At 72.9% G+C, this 17,159-nt stretch carries 14 protein-coding genes; 9 read left to right on the top strand and 5 right to left on the bottom strand.

Translation table 11 applies throughout. The annotated features are described in order from the left end of the window. Window position 1: 1 nt before the first annotated feature. Window positions 2-1,159, top strand: a complete 1,158-nt coding sequence (gene ftsY / locus ASG76_RS10575) for a signal recognition particle-docking protein FtsY (RefSeq protein ID WP_056602568.1) — start codon at window positions 2-4, stop codon at window positions 1,157-1,159. 54 nt (window positions 1,160-1,213) lie between these two features. Here ftsY and ASG76_RS10570 read toward each other — a convergent pair whose 3' ends face one another. Then, on the bottom strand, window positions 1,214-4,174 hold the full coding sequence (locus ASG76_RS10570; RefSeq protein ID WP_162254104.1) for a glycosyltransferase: 2,961 nt from the start codon (window positions 4,172-4,174) through the stop codon (window positions 1,214-1,216). 16 nt (window positions 4,175-4,190) lie between these two features. Next, window positions 4,191-5,117: a rhamnan synthesis F family protein gene (locus tag ASG76_RS10565; protein WP_157559068.1), complete on the bottom strand. Its 927-nt coding sequence runs from the start codon at window positions 5,115-5,117 to the stop codon at window positions 4,191-4,193. 256 nt (window positions 5,118-5,373) lie between these two features. Between ASG76_RS10565 and ASG76_RS10560 the strand changes: the two genes are divergently transcribed. The 6 genes from ASG76_RS10560 to ASG76_RS10535 all read left to right on the top strand — a co-directional run bounded on the left by ASG76_RS10560 (window position 5,374) and on the right by ASG76_RS10535 (window position 12,627). Beyond that, window positions 5,374-6,648 (top strand): ammonium transporter, encoded by a 1,275-nt coding sequence (locus ASG76_RS10560; protein ID WP_157559077.1) that lies wholly within the window; start codon window positions 5,374-5,376, stop codon window positions 6,646-6,648. Then, window positions 6,645-6,983, top strand: coding sequence for a P-II family nitrogen regulator (locus ASG76_RS10555; protein WP_056602561.1), 339 nt, complete (start codon window positions 6,645-6,647; stop codon window positions 6,981-6,983). Before ASG76_RS10560 ends, ASG76_RS10555 begins: the two co-directional genes overlap by 4 nt. Window positions 6,984-7,073: 90 nt before the next feature. Further along, a complete protein-coding gene (locus ASG76_RS10550) occupies window positions 7,074-9,296 on the top strand; it encodes a [protein-PII] uridylyltransferase (RefSeq protein WP_056602559.1) in 2,223 nt (740 codons plus the stop codon). A 93-nt stretch (window positions 9,297-9,389) separates the two neighbouring features. Further along, entirely contained in the window at window positions 9,390-10,979 is a 1,590-nt protein-coding gene (gene ffh, locus ASG76_RS10545) for a signal recognition particle protein (RefSeq protein ID WP_056602557.1), read from the top strand. A gap of 43 nt (window positions 10,980-11,022) precedes the next feature. Continuing rightward, window positions 11,023-12,252 carry an aminopeptidase gene (locus ASG76_RS10540; protein WP_056602555.1) on the top strand — a complete coding sequence of 410 codons (1,230 nt, stop codon included), beginning with the start codon at window positions 11,023-11,025 and terminating at the stop codon, window positions 12,250-12,252. 12 nt (window positions 12,253-12,264) lie between these two features. Beyond that, window positions 12,265-12,627 carry an NYN domain-containing protein gene (locus tag ASG76_RS10535; RefSeq protein WP_056602553.1) on the top strand — a complete coding sequence of 121 codons (363 nt, stop codon included), beginning with the start codon at window positions 12,265-12,267 and terminating at the stop codon, window positions 12,625-12,627. 60 nt (window positions 12,628-12,687) lie between these two features. Here ASG76_RS10535 and ASG76_RS10530 read toward each other — a convergent pair whose 3' ends face one another. Beyond that, window positions 12,688-13,317, bottom strand: a complete 630-nt coding sequence (locus tag ASG76_RS10530) for an ABC transporter substrate-binding protein (RefSeq protein ID WP_157559067.1) — start codon at window positions 13,315-13,317, stop codon at window positions 12,688-12,690. A 171-nt stretch (window positions 13,318-13,488) separates the two neighbouring features. On the opposite strand from ASG76_RS10530, the gene ASG76_RS10525 reads away from it, so the two are divergent. Next, window positions 13,489-14,571 carry an amidohydrolase family protein gene (locus ASG76_RS10525; protein WP_056602550.1) on the top strand — a complete coding sequence of 361 codons (1,083 nt, stop codon included), beginning with the start codon at window positions 13,489-13,491 and terminating at the stop codon, window positions 14,569-14,571. A 77-nt stretch (window positions 14,572-14,648) separates the two neighbouring features. On the opposite strand, the gene ASG76_RS10520 is transcribed toward ASG76_RS10525, so the two are convergent. Together ASG76_RS10520 and ASG76_RS10515 are read right to left on the bottom strand one after the other, a co-directional pair. Then, window positions 14,649-15,206, bottom strand: coding sequence for a hypothetical protein (locus ASG76_RS10520; RefSeq protein ID WP_056602548.1), 558 nt, complete (start codon window positions 15,204-15,206; stop codon window positions 14,649-14,651). A 165-nt stretch (window positions 15,207-15,371) separates the two neighbouring features. Next, window positions 15,372-16,262, bottom strand: a complete 891-nt coding sequence (locus ASG76_RS10515; protein ID WP_082587434.1) for a VanW family protein — start codon at window positions 16,260-16,262, stop codon at window positions 15,372-15,374. Between the two features lie 89 nt (window positions 16,263-16,351). Between ASG76_RS10515 and ASG76_RS10510 the strand changes: the two genes are divergently transcribed. Continuing rightward, window positions 16,352-17,011, top strand: coding sequence for a GNAT family N-acetyltransferase (locus ASG76_RS10510; protein WP_056602546.1), 660 nt, complete (start codon window positions 16,352-16,354; stop codon window positions 17,009-17,011). Window positions 17,012-17,159 lie beyond the last annotated feature (148 nt).

Below are 17,159 nucleotides of genomic sequence, written 5' to 3'. Positions count from 1 at the left end.
CATGGATGCCCTGGGTGACTGGCTCTACCTGATCATCGCCATCGCGGTCGTCGGCGTGCTCACGCTCGCCGGCCTGCTGACGTCCGGCCGACGCCGCGGTGTGAAGCCGCCGACCGGTGGCACCGACGTCATCGCGCCGGCGCCGCCCACCGAGGGCGAGGTCGCCACCGAGGCGCCCCCGACGCCCGCGGTCGAGACCGCGGGGCCGGCCGTCGAGGCGCCACCCGTCCTCGAGAGGCCGGAGGGCACCGCGTCGCGGCTGGTGCGCCTGCGCCAGCGCCTCTCGCGCTCGCAGGGCGGCCTCGGCAAGGGCCTGCTGGCCCTGCTGAGCCGCGAGCGCCTCGACGAGGACACCTGGGAGGCGATCGAGGACACCCTCCTCACCGCCGACATCGGCGTCGCGCCGACGCAGGCGCTGGTCGAGCGGCTGCGCTCGCGCCTGCGCGTCGAGGGCGGCCAGGCACCCGATGCGCGCGCCGTGCTCCGTGAGGAGCTCATCGAGCTCGTCGGCACCGACATGGACCGCCGCGTCCAGGTCACCGGCACCGACGGCAACCCCGGCGTGGTCCTGGTCGTGGGCGTCAACGGCGCCGGCAAGACCACCACCGTCGGCAAGATCGCCCGCATCCTCGTCGCCGAGGACCTCACCGTGACGCTCGGCGCTGCCGACACCTTCCGCGCCGCGGCCGTCGACCAGCTCGCCACCTGGGGCGAGCGGGTCGGGGTCGAGGTCGTCCGCGGCCCCGAGGGCGGCGACCCCGCGAGCGTCGCGTTCGACGCCGTACGCCACGGGGTGGAGCACGGCGTCGACACGGTGCTCGTCGACACCGCGGGCCGCCTGCAGAACAAGGCCGGCCTCATGGACGAGCTCGGGAAGGTCAAGCGGGTCATCGAGAAGCAGGCCCCGGTGACCGAGGTGCTGCTGGTCCTCGACGCCACCACCGGGCAGAACGGCCTGATCCAGGCCCGCGTCTTCAGCGAGATCGTCGACGTCACCGGCATCGTGCTCACCAAGCTCGACGGCTCCGCCAAGGGCGGCATCGTCGTGCAGGTGCAGCGCGAGCTCGGCGTACCGGTCAAGCTCGTCGGCCTCGGCGAGGGCCCCGACGACATGGCGCCGTTCGACGCCGCCGCGTTCGTCGACGCGCTGCTCGGCTGAGGCTCCTCGCGCCCCTGACGCCGGCGCCGGGCTGGCCCGGCTGGGCCGGCCCCCTCAGCGCCGCGCGAGCAACGCGCGCACGGCGTCGTCGATGAGCGTCTCCGCGCGCTTGTCGAAGCTGTGCTTGGCCATGACCCGCAGCGCGATCTCGCGGCGCGCGGCGTCGTCGGGGAACGCGTCGTAGGGAGGCTCGACAAGGCGGGCGAGCTCGTGCTCGTCGTCGAAGGGGACCACCAGGCCCGAGAAGGTCTCGTCGAGGCCGTCGATGCGGTCGCTGAGGATGCGCGCGCCGCAGGCAGCGGCGTCGAAGAGCCGGTTGGATGCGAAGCTGTCGCGGCGCATGTCGAGGTGGTGGTCGTTGAGCACGATGCCGGCGGAGGCGTAGAGGGCGCCGACCTCCTCGTTGGCCACACCGGCCGAGGCGATCTGCTCGCGCTCGACGAACTCCGTCCAGTCGTTGCCGTGCAGCGTGAGGTCGGCGCCGATGGCGAGCGCGCTGCGCACCGCGTAGCGGTAGACCCCGCGGGAGTTGCCCACGAAGAGCAGCCTCGGCCCGGTGTCGGGCTCGGCCCGGTCGGGGTGGAACCAGCGGGTGTCGGTGCACTGCAGGAGCGGCGAGATGGGCGTGCCCCACTCGCGGCTCATCCGCGCCGACCAGCTGGTGCTCGCGGCGTAGACCAGGTCGAACCCTGCCACCTCGTCGGGCTCGATCATGTCGGGGTGGCTGATGATCCACTCCACGTTGAGCAGGCCCGGTCGCGGCGCCACCCGGTCCAGGCCGCGCAGCACCAGGAGCACGTCGTCGTGGTCGCGCGAGTCGCGCTCGCGGGCGTCGCGGCGGTCGACCGCGACGTGCTGGCCGCGTCGCTCGAGCGCGTCGGCGAGCGAGCGGGCGAAGTAGGTGTCGCCCCACCGGTCGCCGCGGGACGCGGCGGGAGCGGCGATGTCGACGGCCCAGCGCAGCCGCGGTGGAGATTCGCGGATCCCGTCGACGGCGCGTACGACGAGCTCCGGCACGAGCACGGACGGCGCGGCGCGGTCCTCGGGGTCGGCGGTGATGCGCCGGTTGCGCTGGTCGGTCACCTCGAGCCCGGCCCGGAGGAGGAGATCGACGGCACTGTCGTCCGGCGTCGCCCCGGCCGGGCGCACGGTGCCGCGCAGCGACGTCATCGCGCCGATGAGCTCCTCGGTGCCGGCGTAGGGCGTGCGCGAGGTGATGACGGTGTCGGGCACCACCACGCTGCGACCCAGCCCGGCGTCCGCGGCGCGCAGGCCGAGGTCGGTCTCGGCGAGCACGGAGTGGAAGCGCGCGTCGAGCCCGCGCAGGGCGAGCGCGGTGTCGGTGCGCAGCGCCACCATGGGCGAGGCGGGCGCCGCGACCGCGCACTGGCCGATGCGCAGGGCGTCGCTGGTCGGAAGTCCGGCCAGGAAGAGCTCGGGATGCGGGTTGGCGGGCGAGAAGCGCGCGCCCGCGCTCAGCACGACGCCGTCCAGGTCGACGACGAGCGGCTGGGCCACGGCGACGTCGTCGGCACGCAGCACCTCGGCCAGGCGGTGCGCGATCGGCTGGCGCGGCGGCATCGCCTCCGGCCTCACCAGCACGACCGTGCTGCCCTGGGCCTGGGCGATGCCGATGTTGGTGGCCGCGGACGTCGAGACCGGCGCCGGCACCGAGACGAAGCGTGCTCCCGAGATGACGGAGGCGATGGAGGCGGCGAGCACGTGGTGGGCGCGGCGCAGGCGGACGCCCACCAGCACCAGCTCGGTCCCCTCGCGCGGCACCGAGCCGAGCCACTCGACGGTGCGTCGCGGCTCGGGGCCGAGGGGCATGACGTGGCTGACGACCTCCTCGGAGGTCGTCCGTGTCGCCGCGGCGTCCCAGTCGACGAGCTGGCGCTCGAGCACCACGGAGTCCCAGTCGTCGGCGAAGCCCGTCAGCGCCGTGTCGGGACGCCTCAGGACCGGTACGTCGACCGCCACCGGCTCTGCGGTGCGCGTGAGCCTGAGCACCAGGTCGCGCTCGACCGAGCCGCCGAGCGACTCGTCGAAGCCGCCGACGTCGGCGACGGCCGCACGCTGCAGCAGCGCCGTGGCGAGGTCGACCGGCCGGCCGACCTCCAGCTCTTGGCGGGAGCGCGCGACCGCACCGATCCCGGCCAGGACGCAGGCGGCCCCGCTGTGGTGGGCGTGGGCGAGCAGGTCGTCGAGCATCTCCGGCAGCCACTCGCGCCCGAGCGGCAGGAACGCGACGTGGTCACCGACGCCGTGGGCCAGCGCGACGTTGAGCGCGCGGGCGTGGCTGCAGCGCGACTCCCGCACCACCGTGATGCGGTCGTCGAAGGCGGCCATGCCCTGCAGCACGGCCGCGGTGTCGTCGAGCGAGCCACGGTCGACCGCGACGAGCTGCCAGTCGGCGAAGGTCTGCGCCTGGAGCGAGGCCACGGTGGCGTGGACGAGCGGTCCGGCGTCCTGGGCGGCCATCACCACGGTGACGGCGGGGGAGCCGGCGGCGTGAGGCACGCGCGGCGGGGTGGGGCCGAGCAGGGCGGGGCGCTCGCGCACCACCTCCTCGCGCCATCCGGCGGCGGCCTCGATGGCCGCGGCGCGGTAGGTGCCCCAGGACACCCGGCGGGGCAGGATCCGGGTCGGCAGGGGAGCGCCGGGGCCGGACACCGACAGCCAGTGCGACAGCGCGCCGTAGGGGTGGTGGCGGGCCTCGGGGTGCGCGGCGAAGATGATCCGCGGGTCGACGAGCGGGTGGGGCGCGATGCGGTTGCGTCGCCGGCGCTCGGCGACGTACCAGAGCACGGGGTGCTGGCCCACGCGCTGCCACGAGCGCTTGCGACCGATCCACTGCGCCTCGAAGAGCGGGTGCGGGGAGACGTCGCCGGCCAGCACCACGGCGCGCGCGGCGTCGAGGGGGGTGTCGTACGACGTCCCGAGCTGGGCGGCGACGTAGTCGACGTCGACGAGCCCGGCGTCGACCATCACCTCCGCAGGATCGTCGAGCCTCACCGCGTGCGCCCTGCGCTCACCGCGCATCGGCGTACCTCACGCGCGGGAACAGCGGCTCGAGGGCCAGGGGCGTCGGGAGCAGCCGCTCGGTGTCGCGCAGGGGGTAGTACTGCGCGGTCTCCTCGAGGAACTCCCGCACCCCGGCGAAGCGCTGCGGGAAGCGGCGCTCGCACAGCTCGAGCAGCCGCTTGGCGTCGAGGTTGTAGGGGTCGTAGCGCAGGGTGTCGATCTTGACGTAGGGCAGGCGGGCGTCGTCGAGGACGCGGTCGGCCAGGCTGCGTGCGGGGTTCCACGGCTCGTTGGCCCGCTCGCGCCACTCGCGGACCTCCGCGCGGGTGCGCGGGAAGTGCGAGCGGTGGGCGGCCCACCACCGCATGCGCTCGCGGGCGATGCGCCGGTCCTCGGCGGTCTCGACGAAGTAGGTGTCGGAGACGAAGCCGGCGTCGTAGAGGCGGCGCGACATGCCCACCTCGTAGCGCCGGATCACCTGGCGCCGCTTGGAGATCGGCTCCATCTCCTCCCAGAAGGTCGTGAAGGCGCGCGAGCCGACCACCCAGGGGCGGAAGGCGACGAAGAACGACTGGATGTGGGGCGCCACCCGCTCGGCGCCGGTGAGGCCCCAGAAGTCGCACGGCCGCGTCGCCATCTCGTCGAAGACGCGGTCGTAGGAGTCGAGGGCGAAGACGTAGGTGTCGTTGCAGACCACCACCTCGTCGTACGCCGTCAGGTCGCCGGCGGCGTCGAGGCCGACCTTGTAGCTGAAGAAGTCGTAGCCGTAGTTGGCCCGCTCCACGAGGACCGATCGCTCCGAGAGCCAGGCGCGGGCGGCGTCGGTGAGCTGGGCGGTCGTGCAGACCAGGAGGGTGTCCACCGAGGCGGCCAGCGCCTCGACCTGCCCACGCACGTGCGGTCGCAGCTCCCCGGCGACGTCGTAGTGCGCCATCACGGCCAATCTCGATGGACGCAGTCTGGACACGGCCGAACACTAACAACCCCCGGCTCCGGGCCGATCCGTTCACATGCCCGTAACACGGGCCGCGATTTGGTTGCCTGCCCGCAACATCCGTCGCGGCCCGGTGAAACCTCTCCCGAGCAGGCTGCGGAGCATCGCGTGGACCCCCGGCACGACAGCGGCGTCGTGGGCCGGGGCCACACCCTGTTCGTTTCCTGGAGGTCCTGTGGACGGCTATTACGCCTTCATGCTGGTGGCGACTGCCTTCGTCCTGATGATGACGGTGCCCGCGCTGGCGCTGTTCTACGGCGGCATGTCGCGCTCGAAGTCCGTGCTCAACATGATGATGATGTCGTTCGTCGCCGCGGCGATCGTCGGCATCCTCTACGTCGCCGTCGGCTGGTCGATGGGCTTCGGGGGCGAGGGCACGCTCTTCGCCAACCCGTTCGAGCTGTTCTGGCTCGACGGCGTCACCACCGACAACTACGTCTACGTCATGTTCCAGATGACGTTCGCGATCATCACCGCCGCCCTCATCAGCGGCGCGGTCGCCGACCGCCTGAAGTTCTCCGCGTGGGTGGTCTTCCTGCCGCTGTGGGCGCTTATCGTCTACTTCCCGATGGCCCACATGGTCTTCAGCTGCACCGACGACTCGCTCATCTGCGGCCGCATCGGCGCGCAGGACTACGCGGGTGGCACGGCCGTCCACATCAACGCCGGCGTCGCGGCCCTCGTCCTGGTGCTGCTGCTCGGCAAGCGGATCGGCTGGCCGAAGGAGCAGATGCGCCCGCACAACCTCACGCTGACGATGCTCGGCGCGGGCATGCTGTGGCTCGGCTGGTACGGCTTCAACGTCGGCTCGATCGTCTTCGCCGACGGCTACAACGACGCGCAGTTCTTCTCCGAGACCGGCCGCACCTTCGCCAACACCACGCTGGCCACCTTCGCCGCGATCCTCGGCTGGCTGCTGGTCGAGCGCCTCATGCACGGCAAGGCGACCTCTCTCGGTGCCGCATCCGGCATCGTCGCCGGACTGGTCGCCATCACCCCGGCCGCGGGCGCGGTCGACATCGGCGGCGCGGTCGCCATCGGTGCGATCGCCGGCGCGCTGTGTGCCTGGGCGGTGGGCTGGAAGTACCGGCTGGGCTACGACGACTCGCTCGACGTGGTCGGGGTCCACCTGGTCGGTGGCATCGTGGGCACCGTGCTGATCGGGGTCTTCTCCACCGCTGACGGCGCCGGCGGCGTCGACGGCCTGCTCCACGGCGGCGGCTTCGGCTCCCTGGGCGCGCAGTCCCTCGGCGTCCTGGTGGCGGTCGTCTACTCCGGCGTGCTCACCACCGTCATCGGCTTGGGCATCAAGTACACGATCGGCCTGCGCCTCGACGCGGAGGACGAGGTCAACGGCATCGACCTCGCCGCCCACGGTGAGTCGGCCTACGACCTGCACAGCGGCACCAGCGGCGGCTCCAGCCTCCTCGCGGCCGCCACCTCCACCAAGACCGAAGGAGCCAACGCATGAAGCTCGTGACCGCGGTCATCAAGCCGCACAAGTGGGAGGACGTCCGTGAGGCGCTCGAGACCTTCGGGGTCGCCGGCATGACGGTCTCCGAGGTCAGCGGCTACGGCCGCCAGAAGGGCCACACCGAGGTCTACCGCGGCGCGGAGTACGACATCGCGCTCGTGCCCAAGATCCGCATCGAGATCGTCATCGACGACGCCGACGCCGACGACGTGGTCGGCATCATCGTCAAGACCGCGCAGACCGGCCGGATCGGCGACGGCAAGGTCTGGGTCAGCCCGGTCGACACCGTCGTGCGGGTGCGGACCGGCGAGCAGGACGCGTCCGCGCTCTGATGGGCGCTGTCTCGGGACGCACCTCATGAGCACCCCACGACGTTCCTCTCCTCCACTCCGCTCCTCCGAGCAACGCCGTAGGGACCCCGCATGACCGCAGACCAGCGACAGACCAGGGCCACCGCGGCCGACGAGCTCTGCCGGGAGGCGTACGCCGCCTCCGGCGGGCCCGTCGCCGGGGTGGCCCTGGTCGCGGTCGGGGGCTACGGCCGCGGCGAGCTGGCGCCCCACTCCGACCTCGACGTCGTGCTCGTCCACGACGACGACGTCGACCTCGGCGAGCTGGGCAGCACCCTCTGGTACCCCCTCTGGGACTCCGGGCGACGTCTCGACCACTCGGTGCGCTCGATGGGGCAGATGCTGGAGGCCGCCGCCGACCTGCGGGTGGCGCTCGGGCTGCTCGACGCCCGCCACGTCGCCGGCGACCCCGGCCTGAGCCTGCGGCTGCGCACGACCATGCTGGCCGACTGGCGCCGCCAGGCCCGCACCCGTCTGCCGGAGCTGCGGGCGATGACGCGCAAGCGCCACGAGGTGACCGGCGAGCTGGCCCACGCCTCGGTCCCCGACGTCAAGGAGGCCGAGGGCGGGCTCCGCGACGCGGGCGTGCTCAAGGCGATCGAGGCGAGTTGGCTGGTCGACGCCTCGACCCCGGCGCTCGAGGCCGCGCGCCAGATGCTCCTCGACGTGCGCGACGAGGTGCAGGACCTGTCCGGGCGCCCGAGCGACCGGATCGCACCCGAGATGTGGGGTCCGCTGGCCGAGCGCCTCGACCTGGCCGACGCCGCTGCCGCCCAGCGCCACGTGCGCTCCCTCGGCCGCCGGGTCGCGCACCTCTCGCGCCTGGCGTGGCGTCGTACGGACGCGGTGGTGGCCCGCCCGACGGGGGAGAAGGGGCGTCGCACGCCCGCCCTGGAGCGGATCGCCCCCGGCATCGCGCTCTCGCGCGGCGAGGTGGTCCTCGACGCGGGCACCAGCCCCGCCGACGACCCGACGCTGCTGCTCCGCGCGGCCGCCGAGGCCGCCGCGCGCGACGCGGTCCTGGCCCCGTCCACCGCGGCGCGGCTGGTCCGCGAGGGCGCCGAGCTGCCGGTCCCGTGGCCGGCGCCCGCCCGCGACGCCCTCGTGCGGCTGCTCGCCAGCGGCCCGGGGCTGCTGCCGGTGTGGGAGACCCTCGACGAGATCGACGGCATCGAGACGTTCCTGCCCGAGTGGGAGCAGATCCGGCTGCTGCCGCACGCCTCGGCGATCCACCGCTTCACCGTCGACCGGCACGTGGTCGAGACCTGCGCGGAGGCGGGCGCGCTCATCCGCGGCGTACGCCGTCCCGACCTGCTGCTCGTGGCGGCGCTGCTGCACGACATCGGCAAGGGGTCGCTGCACGACCACTCGGTGGCCGGCGAGCCGCTCGCGCGCAAGATCGTGGCCCGGATGGGCTTCACCGACCTCGACGCCGAGGTGGTGGCCTCCCTCGTGCGCTGGCACCTGCTCCTCGCGACGCTGGCCACCACACGCGACCCCGACGACCCGGCGACCATCGCCGAGCTGCTCACCCACGTGCCCGACGCGGCGAGCCTGGAGTTGCTCCGCGCGCTCACCGAGGCCGACGCCCGGGCCGCCTCGCCCGCCGCGTGGACGTCGTGGCGCGCCTCCCTCGTCGACCGGCTCGTGTCCCGCGCCGGGCAGGCGCTGGGTGCCGAGGTCACCCACCCGGTGCCCACCGAGTCGGTGCCCGTGCCCGATGCCGTACGCCGCGACGCCTCCGCCGTGGCGGTCGAGGTCACCCCGCACGAGGTGGGCGCCACCGTCACGGTGGTCGCCGCGGACCGGGTGGGCCTGCTCGCCGACGTGGCCGGCGGGCTCGCCGCGCTGCGGGTGCCGGTCCACGCCGCGCGGGCGTGGGCGCAGGTCGACGCCGACGGCGAGTGGGGCGTCAGCGCGTGGGAGGTGCCCGATGCCTACCTCGACGCGACGGTGGTGCGCGAGCGGATCCGCCGCGTGGTCGAGGGCACCCAGCGCCTGCCCGAGCTGCCCGCGCGCCCGGAGGGCGAGCTCCCGCCGATCGTGGAGGTCCGGCCCGACGCGTCCCGCGCCTCGCTGGTGCTCGAGATCCGCACGTCCGACCGTCCCGGGGTGGTGCACCGCGTGCTCACCACGCTGGCCGGGCTGGGGCTCACCGTGGCCTCCGCGCACGTCTCGACGCTCGGCCCGCAGGCCGTCGACGTGTTCTACGTGCAGGAGGTCGGTGGGGTCCGCCCGACCGAGGAGCGAGCCGCTGCGGCCGCCCACGCGGTGCGCACCGCGCTCGGCGGCTGAGCCCGGACGGGGTCCGGCCGTTAGGCTGGTGCGTCGTACGACCCCTGATCCAGCCCCCTGGACCACCACCGATGCGAGGGACAGACCCACACCGTGTTCGCCACACTCTCCGACCGCCTTGCCGACACCTTCAAGAACCTGCGTGGCAAGGGCCGGCTCTCCGAGGCCGACATCGACGCCACCGCGCGCGAGATCCGCATCGCGCTGCTCGAGGCCGACGTGGCCCTGCCGGTCGTCAAGGAGTTCGTCGGCGCGGTGAAGGAGCGCGCGCGCTCCGAGGAGGTCAGCGGCGCGCTCAACCCGGCGCAGCAGATCATCAAGATCGTGCACGAGGAGCTCGTCACGATCCTCGGCGGCGAGACCCGTCGCCTGCGCTACGCCAAGTCGGGCCCGACCGTGATCATGCTCGCCGGCCTCCAGGGTGCGGGCAAGACGACCCTCGCGGCCAAGCTCGCGCTGTGGCTCAAGGAGCAGGACAAGACGCCGATGCTCGTCGCGGCCGACCTCCAGCGCCCCAACGCGGTGCAGCAGCTGCAGGTCAACGGCGAGCGCGTGGGCGTGCCGGTCTTCGCCCCCGAGCCCGGCAACGCCCAGGGAGTCGAGCACGGCGGCAACCCCGTCGACGTCGCGCGCGCCTCGATCGAGGAGGCGAAGCGCAAGCTCCACGACGTCGTCATCATCGACACCGCCGGTCGTCTCGGCGTCGACCAGACCCTGATGCAGCAGGCCGCCGACATCCGCGACGCCGTGCAGCCCGACGAGGTCCTCTTCGTCGTCGACGCGATGATCGGCCAGGACGCGGTGACGACCGCGCAGGCGTTCCTCGACGGCGTCGGCTACGACGGCGTGGTGCTCACCAAGCTCGACGGCGACGCCCGCGGTGGTGCCGCGCTGTCGATCCGCTCGATCACCGGCAAGCCGGTCATGTTCGCCTCCAGCGGCGAGAAGATGACCGACTTCGACCTCTTCCACCCCGACCGGATGGCCTCGCGCATCCTCGACATGGGCGACATGCTCACCCTGATCGAGCAGGCCGAGAAGGCCTTCGACTCCGAGCAGTCGATGAAGGCCGCGGAGAAGCTCGCCACCAAGGGTGGCTTCACCCTGGAGGACTTCCTCCAGCAGATGATGCAGATCCGCAAGCTCGGCTCGATGACCAAGATCATGGGCATGCTGCCCGGGATGGGCCAGTTCCGCGACCAGCTCGAGAACTTCGACGAGCGCGAGATCGACCGGATCCAGGCGATCATCCAGTCGATGACGCCCGCCGAGCGCGAGAACCCCAAGATCATCGACGGCTCGCGTCGCGCCCGCATCGCCAAGGGATCCGGCCGCCAGGTCTCCGACGTCAACCAGCTCGTCGACCGCTTCTTCGAGGCGCGCAAGATGATGGAGCAGATGGCGCGCGGCGGCGGCATGCCGGGCATGCCGGGGATGCCGGGGATGCCGGGCATGGGTGGCGGCAAGCGGGCCGGCGCCAAGCAGCAGGCCAAGAAGGGCAAGGCCAAGCGCGTCTCCGGCAACCCCGCCAAGGCCGCCCAGCAGAAGGCGGCCGCGGAGCGTGCCGCCGCCGCGGAGAAGGCCGGCAACCCGTTCGGCAACCCCGACGGCGCCGAGGTGGACTACGAGAAGGCTGCCGAGCAGCTCAACCTGCCGAAGGACTTCTCGCAGTTCCTCAAATGACCTCCTGGTGGTTGAGTGTCACCACACCGACCTCGGGGGAGCCATGACAGAGCCGTTCGACCACCTGCTGGAGAAGTACGCCCGTCTCGTCGTCCGCGTGGGCGTCAACGTCCAGCCCGGGCAGCACGTGGTGGTCAGCGCGCTGCCCGAGCAGGCGGACGCCGCGCGCGCGATCGCGGACGAGGCCTACCGGGTGGGAGCGTCGCGGGTCGAGATCACCTACAACGACCCGTTCGTGAAGCGTGCCGCCGTGGAGCACGGGCCCGAGGAGCTGCTCGGCACGTCGCAGGAGCACGAGTTCGTCCGGGCGCGGGGGTGGAAGCAGTCGCGGCCGGCGATGATCTCGCTCACCGGCAACCCGCACCCGACGCTGATGGACGGGCTCGACCCCGCCAGGCTCGCCAAGGCGATCCCGATCGAGCTGGTGCAGGAGACGATGCCGCTCATCACGACCAACCAGGTGGCGTGGACCGTCGTCGGTGCGCCGACCAAGGGCTGGGCCGACAGCGTCGGGGTCAGCGACGTCACCGCCCTGTGGGACGCGGTGGCCACCAGCATGCGCCTCGACGAGGCAGACCCGGTGGCCGCGTGGCAGGCCCACGTCGCCAAGCTCAAGGACCGCGCTGCGATCCTCAACGAGCACGGCTTCGACAGGGTCCGCTACCGCGGGCCCGGCACCGACCTCACCCTCGGCCTGACCCCGCGCTCGCGATGGGTCGGCGGGTCGGTGGAGAACGAGGCCGGCGTCGAGTTCGTGCCCAACATGCCGACCGAGGAGGTCTTCGTGTCCCCGGACTGGCGCCGTGCGGAGGGCGTCGTACGCACCTCGGCGCCGTTCTTCCTCGCCTCGATGGGGGCCCTCGTCGAGGGCCTCGCCCTCGAGGTCCGCGACGGGACGGTCACCGGGGCCACCGCTGAGCGCGGCGAGGAGGCGGTGCAGGCCCAGTTCGACCTGATCCCGCGCTCGCGCCACTTCGGCGAGGTGGCGATCGTCGACGCCGACTCGGCCGTCGCGGCCACCGGCCTGGTCTACAAGGACATGCTGTTCGACGAGAACGTCGGCTCCCACATCGCCTGGGGGATGGGCTACACGACCGCGATGGACGACACCGTCGGCCTCACGCCCGAGCAGCGCATCGACGAGGGCCTCAACCAGGCCAACACGCACGTCGACATCGTCATCGGCAGTCCCGAGGTGCAGATCGACGGGATCCACGCCGACGGGTCCACGGTCGCGGTGACCCGCGGCAACCAGTTCGTCCTGACCGACTGAGACACTGGCGGGGTGAGCACGGTCCTCGTCGTCGACGGCGCCAACGTCGTCGGGTCCGTCCCGGACGGCTGGTGGAAGGACCGCGCGGGTGCCGCGCGCCGCCTGCACGAGCGGCTCCTGGTCGCCGACACGACGTACGACGAGATCGTGCTGGTGCTGGAGGGGCAGGCCAAGGGCGGGGTGCGCGCGGGACGCGACGCCCACGTGCGCACGGTGCACGCCGCGCGTGACGGCGACGCCGAGATCCGCGAGCAGGCGCGCCGTGCGGGCGAGGCGGGCGCCCAGGTGGTCGTCGTGACCGCCGACCGGGCGCTGGCCGCCAACGTCTCCCCGGCGCAGGTGCTCAGCCCGTCGTGGCTGCTGGACCGGCTCTGAGCGTGCCAGCCAGCCTGTGGTGGCGCCGCCCCCAGGTCGACGCCACCGCTCACCGATCTGTCAGACGCCCAGGTTGAGTGCGCCCAGGATCTGGTTGAGCAGCGTGCTGAGCTGACCGAGCAGGCCGGCGAGGGGGCCGCCGTCGAGCAGGCCGGCTACGGCGCACAGCAGGTTGCCGAGCAGCTGACCGGCACCCGCCACGGCCACGATGTCGAGCACCACGCGCTGGAGGTGGATCTCGAGGCCCAGGACGTTGAGGTCCAGCGGGCCCAGCACGAGGTTGAGGATGTCGCACGCGCTGGCGGCGCGGGTCGACGTACGGGCGTCGGTGGCCGACTGGCCGTTGATCTTCTTCACCGGCATCTTCTTGATGCCGGAGAACGTGGTGACCGTGCCGTCGGCGTGGTGGACCTTGCCCTGCAGGAAGCCCTTGGCCCACAGCGCGCCGTCACGCTGGACGAAGCGGGTGGGCGTGAAGCTCCCGGTGACCTTGCTGCCGTCGGACGCGCGCCCGACGACGGTGCTGGTGATCTTGCCGAGGTCGGACTTGCCCACGACGGACCTCGCCGAGGGCGAGCTGGGCGCGGCGGCGGAGGCCGCCCCGATGCCGACCGAGGTGAGGCCCAGGGCCATCACGAGGGCGAGCACGCCGGTGGTCAGCGCCGTGGAGATGCGGGACGTGTGGTTCATGTCGATCATTCCTCCCAAGAGATGCCCGTCGCGACGTGGCGGTAGCCATGTCGTCCAGCGCCGGACCCTCCCCAGGTCGGGGCGGCTGGCACCCCGGGCATCGCCTTCGACGCTAGGTGTGACGCGCCGCCACGCACACACCCCGCCGGGTGGCTGACTAGGGTCGGGCGCATGAGCGTGCAGCGATTCCGCGGCCCGGTCCTCCCTGAGGGTGAGGCACGTGACCTCTACGTCGTCGACGGCCGGATCACCTACGAGCCGCAGTCGGGTGCCGACACCGTCGCCGAGGGCTGGATCGTGCCCGGGCTCGTCGACGCGCACTGCCACCTCGGGCTCGACGACTTCGGCGCCACCGACGACGAGGCGACCGAGCAGCAGGCGCTCGACGACCGCGACGGGGGAGCGCTGCTGATCCGCGACGCGGGCTCGGCCGCCGACACCCGCTGGATCCACGACCGCGACGACCTGCCGCGGCTCATCCGGTGCGGCCGCCACATCGCCGCGACCAAGCGCTACATCCGGGGCTACGCCCACGAGGTCGAGCCTGCGGACCTCGCGACGTACGCCGCCCAGGAGGCGCGCAACGGCGACGGCTGGATCAAGCTGGTGGGCGACTGGATCTCGCGCGACGAGGGCGACCTCGCTCCGTCGTTCCCGGCCGAGGCGTTCGCCGACGCGATCGCGGCCGCGCACGCCAACGGCGCCAAGGTCACCGCCCACTGCTTCGGCCACGGCGTGCTCCCGGGCCTGATCGAGGCCGGCATCGACTGCATCGAGCACGGCACCGGGCTCACCGAGGACCTCATCGACGCGATGGTCGCGCACGGCACCCGGCTGGTGCCGACGGTGATGCAGCTCGACAAGTTCCCCGAGCACGCCGCCGCCGGCCAGGAGAGGTTCCCCGCCTACGCCGCGACGATGACCGGCCTCTACGACCGGATGCCGGCCACGATCATGGCCGCCCACGAGGCCGGGGTGCCGATCTACGCCGGCTCCGACGGGGGCGGCATCAGCCGTCACGGCAATATCGTGGGCGAGGTCGAGGCACTCGTGCGGATCGGGATGACGGCCCGCGACGCGCTGGGCGCGGCGAGCTGGCGGGCGCGCGAGTGGCTCGGCGTCGACGGCCTGGGCGAGGGCGCCTCGGCGGACTTCGTCGTCTACGACCGCGACCCGCTCGAGGACCTGTCGGTGCTGCGCACGCCGCGGTGCATCGTGCTGCGCGGCACCGTGGTGGGCGAGCGCCGGACGTGACGCCGGCGTGACCCGGACCTGACAGGGGCGCCTCACCCGGTCCTGGGTGAGGCGCCCCTGGTCGACTGCTGGGTGCCTCAGGCGGTCGCGTCGTCGCCGGTGTCGTCGGCGTCGACCTCGGCCTGTGCGGCCTGGAGGTGCGTGCGAGCGGCACGGATGTCGGCCTTGGTGCTGTCGGCGGTGATCGCCAGCGCGGCGGCCTCCGCTGCTGCGAGGTGCTCGGTGGCCACCGGGTCCGCCGCGGCCCCCGCCTCCAGGCGCTCGGCCTTGGCGAGGATGGTGGCGACGATCCGGAAGTTCTCCACCCGGAAGCCGCGCAGCTCCGCGCGGGCCGCACGGGTGTCGACGGTGCTGTCAGCGGCCTCGACCGACGTCCTGACCTCGCCGAGCGCGGCGCGCGCGTCCGCGATGTTGGCGACCAGCTCGGCCTCGGTGTCGTCGGCCAGGCGGGTGACGGCGTCGCTGGTCGACAGGCGGGCCAGGCGCGCGTCCTTGCCGGCGATGTCCTTCAGCAGCTGCTTGCTCTGGCCCTTCACGGCCGGGGCGGGCGCCGCCTGGGCCGATGCGGAGGCGGCGGGGGCCGCGAGGGCGGCGGTCGCCACCAGGGCGGCGGCGAGACGGGTGGTGCGCTTCATGGTGGTGCTCCTCAGGTCAACGGGACTGACGTACGCCCCCCCAGGAGCACTCACCACCGACGATGCCGGTCCGCGGTGGTCCAGACAACTCCACGAACGGGCATCATTCATGGTCATTTCGGGCCATGCCTGCCCCGCGTGCGGTCGGGTGCCGGCGCCGAGCGCTCAGTCGCGCAGGGGGACGTCGACGACCTCGACACCCGGCCCCGGCTCGTAGACCACCAGGGCGCAGTTGGACTTCACCTGCTCCTCGCCCACCTGGTCGCCCGTGCGCCGGTCGATGACGCGCCGCCAGATCTGGTTGCGGCGGAACACCTGGCCGTCGCGGCGCAGGAACTGCTCGCCGCGTGCCTCGACCTTGTAGGAGTGCGCGGGGCGCACGTCGGTGCGCAGCTGGCCGTGGAGGTAGCGCTCGCCCACCCAGGCGCGCAGCTGGAACGGGTGGTCGGTGTCGTTGCGCACCACCAGGTCGACGTAGTTGTAGACGATCGAGCAGCCCACGCCCCAGGGCAGCACGCGGCCCCTGTCGGGGAAGGGGTCGAAGGAGTGCTCGGAGCGCTCGACGACCGTGAGGGGCGAGTGCAGCACCATCCAGTGCACGAGGTTGGCCAGCTGGCAGATCCCCCCGCCGACCCCCGCCTCGGCCGAGCCGTTCGACAGCTTCATCCCGTCGACGTAGCCCTTGCGTCGCGTGCAGCTGCCCACCACCCGGTTGAAGGAGAAGGTCTCGCCCGGTGCGATCACGACCCCGTCGAGGCGCGCCGCAGCCAGGCGGAGGTTGGTGACCTTGTTGTGCTGCAGCTGCATCTGGTCGGGGTCGAGCTCGCGCAGCAGCAGCGACCCGTGCTGCTTGACGCACACGGTGAGGTCGTCGGTCCCGCGGCGGGAGGCCCAGGTGACGCGTCCCGACCAGCCGTCGCGCGCCCACTGCGTACGCCGTCGCGCGCGGTGTGCCGCCATCGCGACCGGCAGCAGCCACGGGTGGCGCTGTGTCAGGCGCGGGGGAGCGGTGAGCCGGGCCGGCAGGTCCAGCGGCTCGAGGTCGACGGTGGCCATGTCCAGTGGACGTCGCCGGCCGCCGTTCGGTTGCGCCTGCCGGGACAAATGATTTGGCCGGCTGCTCCCGCGCGGGATCAGATGGTGCCATGACGACCGTCGCCGACCTGTTCCCACCGCTCGGCCTGCGTGTGGTCGCCGGCCCGCTCGAGCTGCGCGGGCTCACCGACGAGCTCATCGTCGAGCTCTGCGACCTCGCCGAGCGGGGCATCCACGACCCGGACGCGATGCCGTTCTACTTCCCGTGGACCGCCGCACCCGCAGGGCAGCTGTCCCGCAACACCGCCGCCTACCACTGGGGCAAGCGCTCCACCTTCTCGGCCGACGACTTCTGCCTCGACCTCGCCGTGCTGCTGGACGGGCGGGTGATTGGCTGCCAGGGGGTCGCGGCCCAGCACTTCCCGGTGACCCGCACCGGCGAGACCGGTTCGTGGCTGGGCCGCGCGTTCCAGGGCCGCGGGCTGGGCACGGCGATGCGCCGGGCGATGTGCGCCCTGCTGTTCGACCACCTCGGCTTCGAGGAGATCACCTCCGCGGCGTTCGTCGACAACCCCGCCTCGCTCGGCGTCTCGCGCAAGGTCGGCTACCAGCCCACCGCCGTCAGGCGGATCAAGCGCCGCGAGGGCGAGCTCGCGCTCAACCAGGGGCTCGTCCTGACCCCCGAGACGTTCGTCCGCGATGACCTGGCGATCGAGGTCACCGGCGCCGACGCCGTACGCGCCTTCATCGGCCTCGACGCCACAGGCTGACGTGCGGACGACCGGATTGGTCGCCCGCGGCCCACGTCTGGCAGAATCCCTCCTCGTGTCCTGCGCGCCCGGACCCTCTCATCCGAGCGTGGCAGCGCCCATCGAGTGACCTGACCCGGTGACCCCACCTGGTGAGGGTCGCTCACCC

The organism is Nocardioides sp. Soil774 (assembly GCF_001428125.1).
GTDB lineage: Bacteria > Actinomycetota > Actinomycetes > Propionibacteriales > Nocardioidaceae > Nocardioides.
Note: the sequence above shows the minus strand (reverse complement) of the source record. Positions and strands in the feature narration are given on the sequence as shown.